This is a genomic window from Sphingopyxis sp. DBS4 (genome assembly GCF_024628865.1).
Taxonomy (GTDB): Bacteria; Pseudomonadota; Alphaproteobacteria; order Sphingomonadales; family Sphingomonadaceae; genus Sphingopyxis.
In genome coordinates this window covers 3,974,397-3,988,807 of sequence record NZ_CP102384.1, presented here as the reverse complement: position 1 = coordinate 3,988,807, position 14,411 = coordinate 3,974,397, and the positions used below count along the sequence as shown (strand labels likewise).

The window sequence follows — 14,411 nt, the reverse complement described above, 5'->3', positions numbered from 1 at the left end:
AAGGGGGTCGCGCGTGACATATGGCGTTCGCATCGCATTGCTGTTGTCGCTCAGCGCGTCGGCCTCACTGCCCGCGGCCGCGCAGGATGACGTCGGCGCACGAATCCCGACTTATGACAAGCATTTCTTCGACCGGACGCAGCCGTCCAACGCCTATGAAATGGTGGCGCTGCTTCCGGGCTTTACGCTCGTCGAAGGCGACGGCGACGTGCGCGGCTATTCGGGCGCGGCGGGCAATGTCCTGATCGACGGCCAGCGCCCGGCGGGAAAGACCGATACGCTGAGCGCGATTCTGAAACGCATTCCGGCGGCGCGCGTCGAGCGGATCGAGCTGATCCGCGCCGGATCGGCCAGCTATGACATGCAGGGCTATGCGCTGCTCGCCAATATCGTCCTGGCAAAGGCCGGCACGATCAGCGGCCGGGTAGAGGCCGAGCAGGCCCTCTATCGCCACGGGCGCCGGGCCCCGCGCGTTTCGGCGCAGGCGACGTTCGACGGACGCGAGCGGGTGATCGACCTGTTCGGCACCGTTTATCGCGAGATCGACGACGAGCATGGTTTCGGCGTTCGCAACCGCTTCGAGCGCGACGGTACGCCCCTGCGCCTGGTCGATTACGCGCAGCCCGAGGGCGCCGACATCGCGCAGGCGACGCTCGCCTATCGCCAGCCACTGCTTGGCGGGACGCTGCACCTCAATGGGCTGGTCCAGGACAAAAGGAAGTTCGCCGACATCGCCTATGCCATCACCTTCCCCGCGCCCGCCGCGATCACCGGCAGCGAGCGCGAGCATGCGTGCACCTGGGAAGGGGGGCTGCGCTACGAACGCGCGCTCGGCGCGGCGAACGATCTCGAACTCGTGGGAAGCTACCGGTCGGTGGCGACCGTCGGCATCGACCGCGAGACGGCGGTGTCGGACAGCAGCGTCTCCGACGAACGCGCGCACGCCAGCGAAGCGATCCTGCGCGCGGCGCTCCGCCACCATCGCGGCGATTGGGCGCTCGAGGTCGGCGCCGAGGGCGCGATCAATATCCTCGACAGCCGCAATGCGCTGATCGAGGATGGCGAACCCGTCCCGCTGCCCCAGGCCGATGTCCGCGTCGCCGAGCATCGCGCCGAAATCTTCGCGACCGCGAGCCGGCCGCTGGGCGCGCGGACCACCGCGGAATTCGGCCTGCGCTATGAAATGTCGCGCCTGTCGCAGACGGGCGACATCGACCTCGTCAAATCGCTGGCATTCTGGAAGCCGCGCGCACGGCTCATCTGGACGCCGACGCCGAACCAGACGCTGCGGCTGCTGGCCGAACGCGAGGTCGGCCAGCTCGATTTCGGCGATTTCGTCGGCGCTGCTTCGCTGACCAGCGGAACGATCAGCGCCGGCAATGCCGATCTGGAGCCCGACAGCCTCTGGCGCATCGAGGCGACGTACGAGCGTCGTTTCGGCGCCGGGTCTTTCACGATCGCCGCGCGCCGCGAATGGATATCCGACCTGGTCGACCAGCTCCCGGTCGTCGTCGACGGGACCGTCTACGACGCGGTCGGCAATATCGGCGCGGCGCGGCGCGACAGCGTCGAGGCGTCGCTCAAATGGCCGCTCGACGGGATCGGTGCCAAGGGTGTCGTCGTCACGGCCGACCTTGCCGCGCGGCGCGGCCGGGCGACCGATCCCTCGACCGGCGCGCGGCGCCATATTTCGGGCGATCTTCCGGTCGAGGCGAAGATCGCGCTGACCCACGACATTCCGGCGTGGAAGCTGCGCTGGGGCGGCAGCTATGCCTTCGCGCGCACCGAAACGGCGTTCAAGGTCGAGGAGATCGAGGCCGACCGTCTGGCCGGGCGGCTCGACCTGTTCGTCGAATATCGCCCCGACACGCGCTGGACCTTGCGCCTGTTCGGCAAGAATCTGACCGACAGTCCCGCGACGCGGACGCGCGACATTTATGCCGGCGTCCGCGGCGACAGCGCGCTGCGCTATCGCGAATTGCGGGTGCTGCGCAGCGGCCGCTATGTCGGACTGACCGTGCAGCGCAGCTTCGGCGGGTGAACCTACCCGCGCGGCGCGGCGAGCCGGGCGAAATCACTCCAGCTGCACGCGGTTGCCTCGACCGAATGGCCGCACCCCGGAATGGGAAGATAGCGGCGGTACAGCGCGTCCCCCGATCCCAGCGGCTCGAGGTTGCGGAGCTGGTCCATCGTCTGCGCGCGATAGAAGGCGCGGACATAGCGGTCGCCCTTTGCGTTGCTGAGCAGCTCGAACCCTAGCGCGCTGCCGGGAGGAACCTCGTCGGCGGGATAACTCGGCACCTGCCAGTGCAGGTCGAAGAAGCCGCCGAGGTCGGCGACGTTGGTGTCGTGCCCGGCGAGCAAGGTCAGCCGCGCCGGGCTCCGGTCGCCGAGCGCTGTGACGATTTCGCGCACGATCGGCGCGGCGGCGGCGGCGGCGATATAGCCGGGGCGATTCGAATAGCGGAATTTGAGCGGATGAAAGCGCAGCAACTGCTCGATCTCGGCGCGGCTCACGCGGCCCCAGCCGACCTCGGCCATCGGCTTGCCTTCCAGATATTCCAGCACCAGCGTCTGGCTCGCGGTCGATCCGACGTCGAGCGGGCCTTCGATCTCGGGGCGATCGTGCGGCTGCGCGACCAGCCGGCTCGGCTCGGCGATCAGCGGGCAGGCGGGTAGCGCACAATTCAGCACTTTCGCGAGCAAGGTCAGTTCGCCGCGATGGCGTGCGGTTTCGGCGGTCAGCCCGCCCTCGGGCGCCTGGGCGAGCGCGGCATCGAATGCCCGCTTGCCGTCGAACGAGGCGGGGCCGCCGTCGAGCCCATGAAAGATCGCGTCATCGTCCGGACCGGCGGGATGCGCGACATCCGCCGTGCAGCCGGGCATGAACCCCGCGGCCCAGTTCTGCGCGGTGGCGATCGTGCGCTCCTTGTAGCTCGCCTTGAGGACGATCGTGCCCGCGGCGGGACAACCGTCCGGGAATAGGCCGCGACCGCCGAAAGTGAGGCGGTCGCTTTCGCCGAGCAGCTTGACCCCCGCCGCGCCGTGCGGCGTCAGCAGGCCGAAATCGACCGGCCAGTCGGGCCATGTTTCGGCCGAATAACCGGGCGGCACCACTGCCGCCTTGGTTGGCGGGCGAACGCCGTGGCGCATCAGCATCACGACCTTTTCGAGCTTTAGCGACCCCGGCGCGGCAGGCGATGCGTCGGCGCCGGGCGCGGACGCGGCGCATCCCGCCAGCAGCGCGGCGGACAAAAGCAGGCTATGCTTCACGGACTCTCTCCCTTGTGGAATAAATTTATCGATCATGTATAAATCAGAAAAAATATTTCATCAATGCCCGGCATCGAGAAAATGGGATCCCCGGACAATATGTCCGATGATGCTATCAGCTTGATGTCAGCCTGAGTGTGGCAAGGAAGGCCATGAGGAAAATCTATCTGCTTGCGGCCGCGATGGTCGCTCTCGCCACCCCCGCCCTGACGCTTGCGAGCGACAAGGACGATGAAGCCGATCAGCGCGCCGCCAGCGCGGCGCTGGCGCGCGGGGAGATCCTGCCGATCGTGCGCGTGCTCGCAATCGCGACCGAACGCGTCCCCGGCGACGTGCTCAAGGTCAAGCTGGAGCGCGAATCCTTCGGGTTCAAATATGAGGTGAAAATCCTGACCCGAAGCGGCAGGGTGCGCGAGGTCGAGGTCGATGCCCGCACCGGCCGGATACTCAAGATCGAGGATGATTGATGCGCGCCCTGGTGGTCGAAGACGATCCCGTCGTCGCTTCCGAACTGGTTCGCGGATTGGCTGCCGCCGGGTTCGTCGTCGATCTGGCCGGCGATGGCCAGCAGGCCTGGTTCAACGGCGATGTCGAGGATTATGACGTGGCGATCGTCGATCTCGGCCTGCCGCGACTCGACGGTCTCTCGGTGATCAAGCGCTGGCGCGACGCGGGGCGCGGCTTTCCGGTCCTCATCCTGTCGGCGCGTGGCGACTGGACCGACAAGGTCGCCGGGATCGAGGCCGGCGCCGACGACTATATGGCGAAGCCGTGGGCGATGGAGGAACTGGTCGCGCGCGTTCGCGGGCTTCTCCGCCGCGCGGCGGGGCGGTCCAGCCCGACGCTCGAGGCGGGGCCGCTCCGGATCGACACGCACCGGATGACCGCGACCCTCGATGGCGCCTTCGTCAAGCTCTCGCCGCTCGAATATCGGTTGCTCGACTATCTGGCCCATCACGCCGGCCGCGCGGTGCCCGCGACCGAGCTTTCCGATCATCTCTATGGCGATGCCGACGCCGAAAACGCCAATGCGATCGAGGCGCTGGTCGCGCGGCTGCGGCGCAAGCTCGGCGCCGACACGATCCAGACGCGGCGCGGCTTCGGCTATATTCTGCCGGCGACCGCTGCGTGACGGGCGGCTCGCTCCGGCTTCGGTTGCTCGCGGGGGCCGGGGTCGCGATCGCGCTGGCGCTGCTTGTTGCCTGGTTCGCGATGACGTGGCTGTTCGACGGCCATGTCGAGCGGCGCGTCGAGGACGAACTGCTCGTTCAGGTGCGGCCGCTTCTTGCCGATCTGCAATTGGCGCGCGGGGTGCCGGTCGCGGGGGCAGAGCCCGCCGATCCGCGCTTCGCGGTTCCCGCCGGCGGACTCTATTGGCAGGCGTCGACCGGAGCCGGCGCGATCCGCTCGGTTTCGCTCTGGGACAGCCATTTGCCGCCCGCGGCGGCGGCCCCCGGCGACCGCTGGCGGATTCGCCGCGCCGCCGGCCCCTTCGGCCAGCATCTGCTGCTGATGGAACGCGCGATTCGCCTGCAACCGCAGGAGCCGCCGGTGATCGTCCAACTCGGCTACGACCTCGCCAAGCTGGCGCCGGCGCAGCGCGAGTTCGGGCGCGAGATGGGGCTGTTTCTCGTGCTGCTGTGGGCGGTGCTCGCGCTCGCGGCCTGGGCACAGGTGGGGCTCGGCCTCCGTCCGTTGCGCCGCGTCGGGCAGGAGGTCGAGCGGCTGCGCCGCGACGCGTCGGCGCGCCTTGGCGGCACCTATCCCCGCGAACTCGCGCCGCTCATCGAATCGATCGACGCGCTGGCCGACGCGCGCGAAGCCGATCTGGTGCGCGCACGGCGTCGCGCCGCCGATCTGGCGCACGGCCTCAAGACTCCGCTCGCCGCGCTCGCCGCGCAGAGCGCGCGCGTGCGCGAAGACGGTGCGGCACCGATGGCCGACGGGCTCGATTCGTCGATCGCCGCGATGCGCGCGGCGATCGACGGTGAATTGGCGCGAACGCGGATCAGCCTTGTTCCCGAGGGGCGCAGCACGGTGGCGCTGCCGCTGATCGAACGGCTCGTCGCGGTGATCGAACAGACCGGGGCGGGCGAGCGCGTCGCTTTCTCGCTGGCATGCGATGAAAGCGTGACGCTGCCGCTCGCCAGCGACGATGCCGCCGAACTGCTCGGGCCGCTGCTCGAAAATGCCGCGCGCCATGCCCGCCGCCTCGTCCATGTCGCGGTCGAGACGGTGGGCGACCGGCGGATGCTGGTCGTCGGCGACGATGGACCCGGGCTCGACAGCGCCCAGCGCGACGAGGCGATCCTGCGCGGCGCGCGGCTCGATTCGGGGGGCGAGGGCCATGGGCTCGGCCTTGCCATCGCGCGCGAACTTGCCGAAGCGTCGCGCGGCGACCTCGTCCTTGCGCGCTCGCCGCTCGGGGGGCTTGAAGTCCGCGTCGGCTGGACGCTATCCGCCTGAACTTCCTGTCAGCCTGGTGTCAGATCGCGCGCCGTGCGCGTCCCATCGCTGCGTCTCGCCAAGCCATTGTGCAAGATATATTCTATTTCACTTGCAATATGGAATAATTGTGCCATTATGATGCCCGAACGAGCGCGGCAGGGAGCCGTGCCGGGGAGGAGAGGCAATAATGACACGGCGGTTCGGACGGGCGCTTTTGCTCACGACATGTCTGGCGATCCCGATGACGGGCGCCTGGGCGCAGGAAGCGTCGACGGAGGGGGCATCTGCGGCCGATCAGGGCGATGCGATTATCGTCAGCGGCCGCCGCGCCGCCGACCGCGCGGCGCTCGAGACGAAGCGCAACACCGATACCCAGGTCGACGAGGTTCGCGCCGACGACGTCGGCCGTCTGCCCGACCAGAATGTCGCCGAAACATTGCGCCGTCTGCCGGGCCTCAGCGTCTCGAACGACATGGGCGAAGGGCGCTATCTGACCGTCCGCGGCGTGTCGCCCGACCTGCTCAACGTGACGCTGAACGGTCAGACCGCCGCCGCTCCCGAACCCGATTCGCGCCAGGTAAAGCTCGACGATATCCCCTCGGCACTGATCGGAGCGGTGACGGTGTCGAAGACGCTGACCCCCGACATGGACGCCAACGCGATCGCGGGCGCCGCCAATATCGAGACCGTGTCGGCCTTCGACCGGCCGGGCACGTTCGGCAGCTTGCGCGCCGCCTATGGCAAATATGACCTCAACGGCAAGCATCCCTATGAATTCGATGCGTCGATCGGGTCGCGCTTCGGCCCCGACCGCCAGTTCGGTTTCGTCTTCGCGCTCAACTATTCGAACCGCGAGTTCGAGGCGCAGAACATCCAGTCGGGCGGCAAGTGGGAAGAGGTGAACGGCGAATTCGTGCCGCTGCGCCAGACGCTCCGCGACTATCACACCCGCCGTCAGCGCTATGGCGCGGTCGCCAATTTCGACTGGCGCCCGACCGACGACGTGAAGGTCTTCGCGCGCTTCCTCTATTCCAAATATAAGGACAAGGAATCGCGTCCGGGCTTCCAGGTCGACCTCGACGACGAGGAGATCACGAACCAGACCGCGACCAGCGGCGATTTCTCCGCCGCCAAGGCGAAGCGCGCGCTGCGCTCGCGGGAGGAGGATTCGGACACCTTCACCTCGTCGTTCGGCGGCGAGTTCGATCTCGGCCCGAGCTGGCTGCGCGTTGAGGGCAGCTATACCCAGGCCAACAAGCGCGACCCGCATCGCGACGAGATCATCTTCGGGGCCAAGAATATCACGGGATCTTACGACCTGACGGGAACGATTCCGCTCTACCAATCGGACGCGACGGCGTTCGATCCGACCAAGTATAAATTCGACGAAACCAGTTACGAGCATCGCCGCGCGCGCGAGGATCTCTATCAGGCGCGCGCCGATTTCCGCACCCCGGTCGGCATCGGCGACGACAGCACGATCCAGGTCGGCGCCAAATATACGAGTCGGCGCAAGACCAACGATGCCGAATCGGTGATCTATGGCGGCTATGATGACGATTTCACGCTCGATCAGGTCCAGGACGGCTCGATCGACAGCATCTTCAAGGGCCGCTACCCGTTCGGCGCGACGATCAGCCGCCCGAGCGCCGACAGCTTCTTCCAGTCGAACCTCGCCGGTTTCGAGCTCGATGAGGAGGGCACCGTCGGCGACAGCCTCGCCGCCGACTATCTGATCCGTGAGAAGATCTTCGCCGCCTATGCGATGGCGACGCTGAAATTCGGCAGCTTCACCGCGATTCCCGGCGTCCGCATGGAAAAGACGAAGAGCAATTATGCGGCGAAGGACATTCTCGAAACGACGACCGTCGCCGACCTCGGCAAGGATTACGACAGCTTCGGGTCGCAGAGCTACACCGACTTCTTCCCGGGTCTCAACCTGCGCTGGAATGCGACGCCGTCGCTTGTCCTGCGCGCCGCGGTGACGCGCGCGATCGGGCGCGCGAACTATGAACAGCTCGCACCGACGACGGTCGTCAACACCAGCGATAACGAGGTGACGAGGGGCAATCCCGACCTCAAGCCGCTGACATCGACCAACTATGACCTCGCTGGCGAATATTATATCGGGCGCAAGGGCATCATCAGCATCGCCGGCTTTTACAAGACGATCGAGAATCCGATCTACACGGCCACCGTCGTGCAGAGCGGTACCTTCGCCGGCCAGGCGCTCGTCGATGCGCAGGTGACGATGCCGGTCAACGCCGACAGCGCCTTCGTCAAGGGCATCGAGATCAACGCCCAGACCGAATTGAGCTTCCTGCCCGCGCCGCTCGACGGCTTCAGCATCGGCGGCAGCATCACCTTCGTGAAATCGCGCGCCAAGGGCATCCCGGGCCGCGGCGACGAGCGGCTGCCGCTCGCCAGCCAGTCGAACCGGGTGGCATCGGCCTTCCTCTCCTATGAGAAGGGCGGACTGTCGGCGCGCATCGCCTACACCTACCGCTCGGCCTATCTGCTCGAACCCGGCGGGGATACCGACACCGACCTTTATGTCGGCGCCTTCAACCAGTGGGACGCGCGCATCGGCTACGACATCGTCAAGAATGTGACGATCTTCCTCGAAGGATCGAACCTCAACGACGAGCCCTACCGCGTCTTCCAGGGAATTTCGTCGCGGACCGACGAGGTCGAGCGCTACGGCTATTCGGTCAAGACGGGTCTCCAGTTCAAATTCTGATCCTCTGCAGGGGGGCACTGGACCTGGGGCCGGGGAAACCCGGCCCCTTTCTTTTTGGAGGCAATCGTTTCCCAACTTTCGTCATTCCCGCGAAAGCAGGAACCCAGAGCGTGCGTCGGCTGATCCCGCACTGGTTTCCCGCTTCCCCGGGGACACCTTTGTTATAACCCGTTGGAACTTGCCATTTGAAACTCTTCGGAAGGCAAAGAGCGATAGCTTAGCGCCTGATTCTGGCCGTTCGCTGCTTCTCACGACACCCGTCTAAAATGATTTCACCGAAGGTGACCCCTTTTCCGCACCGATGTCGCCTTGGTGTCTGGATAGGCGGAATGGGGGGAACGACGATGGCGCGGATTTCAAGGCTTCGGCTGGGCGTGGCGGCGTGGGCGCTGATGGTGCCGACCGCCGCATGGGCGGAGTGTGCGACGACGACGGCGGGCGACGGCATGGTGACGATCAACTGCGGCGACACCATCACCAACTCCGCTGTCAACCGGAACGGCAATAATCCGTCGACTTCGGCAAATTATCAGGCGGTCGAGGCCCCGCTCAATCTGACCGTGAACAGCGGCGTGACGATCAATGGGTGGGGATTGTACCTGTACAGTGGCAGCCAGCCCGCAGCCACGACGCCGCGGCCGATCAATGTCGTCAACAACGGCACGATCAGCCATACGGTTGGCTGGGATGATCCTTCCGAAAGCGACGGCCTCAACATCGGTACCAACAGCGGCTCGATCCACTATTCGGGTAACGGCAGCGTCACCACCAACGGCACGGCGAACGCCACGGGAAATTTCGTCGGGTCCACGGCCCTCGTCATCCATGCGTCGGGCCTGGGTAACAGCGTCACCGTCGGATCGCAGACCGACCCGCTCGGCGGAACGTTCACCGGCGAGGGCGGCTTAAGGCTGGTCGCGGAGAATAGCAGCCTCGATGCATGGTTTGCGGGTGGCACGATCACCGCGACACGGCGGGACAATGGTGTCGGCGCGCTCGACATCCAGGCTTCCGACAGCATCAACCTGACCATGGCCGGCGGAACGGTCGTGAACGGCGGCATTTCCGTGTCCCTGACGGCCGGGCCCGGACATGGCGCGGCGTCGGCGCTCACCATCATCACCGATGCGCGGGTGACCAACAGCTATTCGGCTGGCGCGGGCCTGACCGCCTTCAGTCGCGAAGCCGGCGCCAATGTGACGCTGACCAGCGGCGCAGCGATCAGCGTCGCGAATGTCGGCGTCATCCTCAACGCCATTACCGGCCAGAGCCGCTTCACCACGGCAGCCGGCACGACGATCGACCAGACCGGAACGACCGGAGCCGTCCGGGCCGGCCTCTGGTTCGCACCGACGGGTACCGGTTCGCTGGTGGCCGACCTGTCCGGCGCCATCGCCGCTACAGGCACCGGCATCCTGCTGCAGCCGGTCAATGGCAATGCCAGCGTCGCCATCCGTGCGGGCGGCAGCGTCGGAGGCGATCAGACGGGCATTCAGGTCCTTCAAAGCGCGGGGGCAACCGGCGCGGTCGATATCCGGAACTTTGGCACGCTCAGCGGTGCGGTGGCCGTCGCCGGGACGCCCGCCGGAACCGCCTTCACGCTGATCAACAGCGGCACGATGACCGGCCGCGTCGATGTGACGGGTTCGGCGGTCGTCGGATCCTTGTTCACCAACAGCGGGACGTGGAACAGTGGCGGCGGCAATTCGACCTTTGCCGGATCGCTGACCAGCAGCGGCACGATGAACGCCCATGACGGCATGATCGACACGCTGACGATCGACGGCAATCTGGTGCTGGCCGCGGGCAGCGTCTATCGCGTTGATGTCGGCAATAATGCCGCCGACCGGATCAATGTGACGGGCACGGCGAGTCTCGCAGGCAGCCTGGCGACCTTTGCCACCGGCGGCACCTTCACCGCCGGAACCTACACGCTGCTCACGGCGGCGGGGGGGCGGTCGGGGACGTTCAGCCCGCTGACGACGACACCCGAAAATGCATCGATCAGCCTGCGGTACGATGCCAACAATGTGTTTCTCGACATAATTGCCGCGAACCCTGGCCAGACCTTCAGTTTTTCATCGCGCGAAAGTCTGGTGTTCAACCCGGCAACGGTGATCACCAACCGCACGGCAGCCTATTCGACCCAGATCATCGGGCGGCTTCTGGGCGGCACGTCGCTCTATGATCAGACTTTTGCTGCTGCCTTTGCCGATCCGTTGGTACAGGGAGGCGTGACGGCGGCGCGCGCGGCGATCACGGCTGCGGGAGGGCCGGGAGTGATTGTCGGCGACCCGGTTCGCATCGCTTCCACGACGACCAGCACGACAATCACGGGTGCCTCGACCTACTCGCTTGCCGGGCCGGGTGTCGTGACGACGACGGGGGTGACGACTTTCGGTCCCGACACCATCCTGACCGGCGCGTTGTCGACGTGCAATATATCGTCGCTGCCGTCCACCACGCGGCCGACTTGCACGACCGGCGGCACATCGGTCGACCTGGTCGACGCAGACGAAAACTTCAACACCATCACCGATACCGTCTATGCCATCAACGAAACCCGCACCGACACGATCACCGACACGCTGCGCGAAGTGTACGAACTCAACGGTCAGGTCGTCGCGGTCGGCACCATCCATGCCGAGGTTCAATCGGGCCTGTTCGATCTGGGCGGACGGCTGCTCGGGCGGCTTGCCGGGCCAATGGCGCACAATGCGGGCTGGGGCGAAGTGTATGGCTTTCGCGTTCGGCAGGGCGGTCGGCGCGATGCGACCGGCTTTGCCGCCGGGTTCAACCTCGCGCTCGCACCGCAATGGTCGCTGGCGGCCGGTGTCGATCACGGCAATCTCGATATCGACGTTCCCGGCGCGACCGAGACTGGCGATGTGACGCTGACCGAGGGCGGGGCAGCGCTGCGTTTCGACGGCGGCGCCTTCACCGCCGCACTGTCGGCCAGCTATGGCACGGGCAAGGCCGAAACGCTGCGGACGATCATCGGCAACTCGGCCGCCAACTATGACGTGCGCGTCGCGGGGGTCGCCCTCGATCTTGGCTATGCCTTCAAGGCTGGCGAATGGACGTTGCGTCCGGTGGCGGGGATCGATCTTGTCTCGGTCCGCACCGACGACTTTACCGAAAGCGACATGCTTGGCCTGCGCGTCGCCAGGCAGCACGCCAACCGCACCCGCGCGTCGGTCGGGCTGGAAGTTTCGCGGCACTGGGGCGGGATCGACCTCTCCGCCTCGGCGCGCTATCTCGCGGTCCTCGACGGCCGCGAAAGGAGCACTCCGGTCGCTTTCGCGGTCGCGCCGACCCGCTTGCTCGTTATGACCGCCGCCAGCGAACCCGACACCGCCCTGCTCGGCGCGCGAGCGCGGATTCCGGTGTCAAGCAAAGCCAGCTTCTTCCTCGGCTATGACGGCCGCTTTGGCGGAGGCTATACGTCGCACGCGGGCACCATCGGCTTCGCCCTGTCCTGGTGACGGTCGAACGATGCGGGCGGCGGATCGGCGCAATCAACAGGGTTCGCTTTTCGGGGCGATGAGGATAGCAAACAGCGATGGCCGATGACACGCGCGCCCTGTTGATCGTCGAGGAAGCGCTCGGTCTCGACGCCCCCGATTTGCGGACGGCCCTGATCGCCGAACGGTGTGGCGCCGATGCCGGTCTGCGTGCCCGCGTCGAGCAATTGTTGGCGCTGGACGATGCGGTGTTTCGGCTGACGCCAACCGAGAGTTTCGTCCAGCCGCTATCGGTGGTGGACGCGATTCCGGGCCGCATCGGCCCCTATCGGGTCACAGGCGAGATCGCGCGCGGCGGCATGGGCGCGGTGGTGAAGGCCGAGCGCGACGACGGCGTGTTCCAGCAGACGGTGGCGATCAAGCTGATCCGCGGTGATCTGGCTAGCGAGCGCGCGAAAGCGCGCTTTGCCGAGGAGCGGCGTATCCTCGCCCGGCTGCGCCATCCCGGAATCGTGCGCATATTGGATGGCGGACAGGTCGACAATCGCCCCTGGCTGGCGATGGATTATATCGACGGGGAACCGGTCACGCGCGCGCTCGACCGGATGCAGGCTTCGCAGGGCGCGCGGCTCGATGCGTTCGAGGCAGTGGGCGAGGCGCTCGCGCACGCCCACCGCAACCTCGTCATCCATGCCGACCTCAAGCCGTCGAACGTCCTGATGACCGCGGACGGCCGCGTCCACCTGCTCGATTTCGGGATCGCGCGACTGATCGTGGCGCTCGATGTCGAGGAAGAGGGCGATCCCTATCCGCTGACCAAGGGCTATGCCGCGCCCGAACGCGGGGTCGGGCTCGCGCCGACGATTGCCAGCGACATCTTCAGCCTGGGGGTGCTGATGCTCGGCATGCTCGACCGCGCGATCCCATCACCCGACATGGCCTATGTGCCCGGCACGCGGCTTCCGGTTGGTCAACTGGACGGCGATCTCGCCGCGATCGCGGGCCGCGCGCTCGCCGAAGACCCCGCGGACCGCTACGCCGACGTGACCGAATTGCTCGCCGATGTCCGCCGCCATCGCAGCTGGGTGCCGGTCAAGGCGCGCGGCGATGCCGCGTGGCGTTACCTTGCGGGTCGTTTCATCCGGCGCCATCGCAAGGGACTGGCGCTGGCCGGCATAGCCGGGCTGCTGCTGCTGGGCGTCGCGACCTTTTCGACCATCCAATATGTCCGCGCCGAGCGCGCACGGGCCGAGGCCGACGCGCGTTTCGACGATGTGCGCGGTATCGCCAAATTCATGCTCACCGAACTCAGCGACAGTCTCGACGACGCGCCGGGCACGGTCGCAGCGCGCGCACGCCTGGCCGAGGAGGCCGCACATTATCTTGCGCGGCTGTCGGCGGTACCCGATGCGCCTGAAGACCTGCGGTTCGATACGGCGCAAGGCTATCGGCGCCTTGCCAGCCTGCAGGGCCTGTCGGGCACCTCGAGCCTTGGTCGCCCCGACGCGGCCCGGCGCTCGCTTACCAGAGCCGCGGCGCTGCTCGCCCAGCTCGATCGCGAGCGTCCGGGAAATGCAGCGATTCTGGAAGAGCGCGGCCGGGTCGCGCTGGCACTCTGGACCATGGCGGCCGACAGCGCCAGCAGCGCGCAGACGACGCAGGCAGAACGCTTTTTCGCAGCGGCTCTCGCGGCGGAACCGGGACGGCCGGGCGCGCTGCTCGGCGCGGTAACGGCACAGCGCAATCATGGCGTCGATCTGATCAACGCAGATCAGGCAGCGGCGGCGGTGCCGATCCTGCGCAGCGCGCTCGTCAAGCTGCGCGCGATGAAAATCGGGCCGGAACTGCAACGCGAAGCGGCGCTCCTAGAAGTCACTTTGCTGGCGCGGATGGGTGACGCAATATATTATGCGGGCGACAAGCCCGGCGCCTTGGCACCCTATCGCGAAGCAAAGGCGATCATAGGCGCCGAACTGGTGCGCCGTCCGTCGCTGCTGTGGACCGACAAGCTTGGCGAAGCAGCTTTCAATCTGTCCTCGACGATCGCCGAAACCGGTGGTTCCTCTGCCGAGGCCCTCGCCGAAGCCCGCAAGGGCAGCGAAGCGATGCGGCGCACCCTTGCCTTCGGCCCCGACGCCGCGATCGAGATGCGGCTGATCATCCTCTATGGCGAGGAATCGCTTTTGTTGTCGCAGCTGGGTCGGCGCGAAGAAGCGGCGGCCACCTCGTCACGCGGGCTGGCGATGCGCGATGCGCGGCTCGCCGTGGCACCGAATGATCCGACGCGCCAGCGCGACGTCGCGGTGGCATTGGCCAACCATGCCGACCTGCTACGCGCCGCCGGGCATACACCGGGCGCCTGCGCCGCCGCCCGCCGCGGACAGGCCCTGTTGCGCGGGATGCAACAAGGCGGAGAATTGGCCGAGCGCGACGCCAGGGTTGAAATTCCCCGTCTGGATGCGGCCGCCGACGCTGCCTGCAATTGA

The 14,411-nt window shown here is 66.8% G+C and carries 8 protein-coding genes; 7 read left to right on the top strand and 1 reads right to left on the bottom strand.

The window, feature by feature from the left end; all coding sequences use genetic code 11:
• Positions 1-13 precede the first annotated feature (13 nt).
• Entirely contained in the window at positions 14-2,041 is a 2,028-nt protein-coding gene (locus NP825_RS19185; RefSeq protein WP_257546633.1) for a TonB-dependent receptor domain-containing protein, read from the top strand.
• 2 nt (positions 2,042-2,043) lie between these two features.
• Here the strand turns inward: NP825_RS19185 and NP825_RS19180 are convergent, their stop codons facing one another.
• Entirely contained in the window at positions 2,044-3,273 is a 1,230-nt protein-coding gene (locus NP825_RS19180; RefSeq protein WP_257546631.1) for a histidine-type phosphatase, read from the bottom strand.
• 152 nt (positions 3,274-3,425) lie between these two features.
• On the opposite strand from NP825_RS19180, the gene NP825_RS19175 reads away from it, so the two are divergent.
• The 6 genes from NP825_RS19175 (at position 3,426) to NP825_RS19150 (ending at position 14,411) form a co-directional block, all read left to right on the top strand.
• Complete coding sequence (locus tag NP825_RS19175; protein ID WP_257546629.1) at positions 3,426-3,740, top strand: PepSY domain-containing protein; 315 nt, start codon at positions 3,426-3,428, stop codon at positions 3,738-3,740.
• Complete coding sequence (locus NP825_RS19170; RefSeq protein WP_257546626.1) at positions 3,740-4,405, top strand: response regulator transcription factor; 666 nt, start codon at positions 3,740-3,742, stop codon at positions 4,403-4,405. The genes NP825_RS19175 and NP825_RS19170 overlap by 1 nt, the downstream gene beginning before the upstream one ends.
• Positions 4,402-5,739: a sensor histidine kinase gene (locus NP825_RS19165; RefSeq protein ID WP_257546624.1), complete on the top strand. Its 1,338-nt coding sequence runs from the start codon at positions 4,402-4,404 to the stop codon at positions 5,737-5,739. The genes NP825_RS19170 and NP825_RS19165 overlap by 4 nt, the downstream gene beginning before the upstream one ends.
• Before the next feature lie 169 nt (positions 5,740-5,908).
• Positions 5,909-8,461: a TonB-dependent receptor gene (locus NP825_RS19160; protein WP_257546622.1), complete on the top strand. Its 2,553-nt coding sequence runs from the start codon at positions 5,909-5,911 to the stop codon at positions 8,459-8,461.
• 344 nt (positions 8,462-8,805) lie between these two features.
• Positions 8,806-11,946: an autotransporter domain-containing protein gene (locus tag NP825_RS19155; RefSeq protein WP_257546620.1), complete on the top strand. Its 3,141-nt coding sequence runs from the start codon at positions 8,806-8,808 to the stop codon at positions 11,944-11,946.
• A 77-nt stretch (positions 11,947-12,023) separates the two neighbouring features.
• Complete coding sequence (locus NP825_RS19150) at positions 12,024-14,411, top strand: serine/threonine-protein kinase (protein WP_257546618.1); 2,388 nt, start codon at positions 12,024-12,026, stop codon at positions 14,409-14,411.

Bases quoted from the DNA above. Each gene is read 5' to 3' on its own strand.
- NP825_RS19155 (WP_257546620.1), top strand. From the start codon at position 8,806: ATGGCGCGGATTTCAAGGCTTCGGCTGGGCGTGGCGGCGTGGGCGCTG.
- NP825_RS19175 (WP_257546629.1), top strand. From the start codon at position 3,426: ATGAGGAAAATCTATCTGCTTGCGGCCGCGATGGTCGCTCTCGCCACC.
- NP825_RS19170 (WP_257546626.1), top strand. From the start codon at position 3,740: ATGCGCGCCCTGGTGGTCGAAGACGATCCCGTCGTCGCTTCCGAACTG.
- NP825_RS19150 (WP_257546618.1), top strand. From the start codon at position 12,024: ATGGCCGATGACACGCGCGCCCTGTTGATCGTCGAGGAAGCGCTCGGT.
- NP825_RS19160 (WP_257546622.1), top strand. From the start codon at position 5,909: ATGACACGGCGGTTCGGACGGGCGCTTTTGCTCACGACATGTCTGGCG.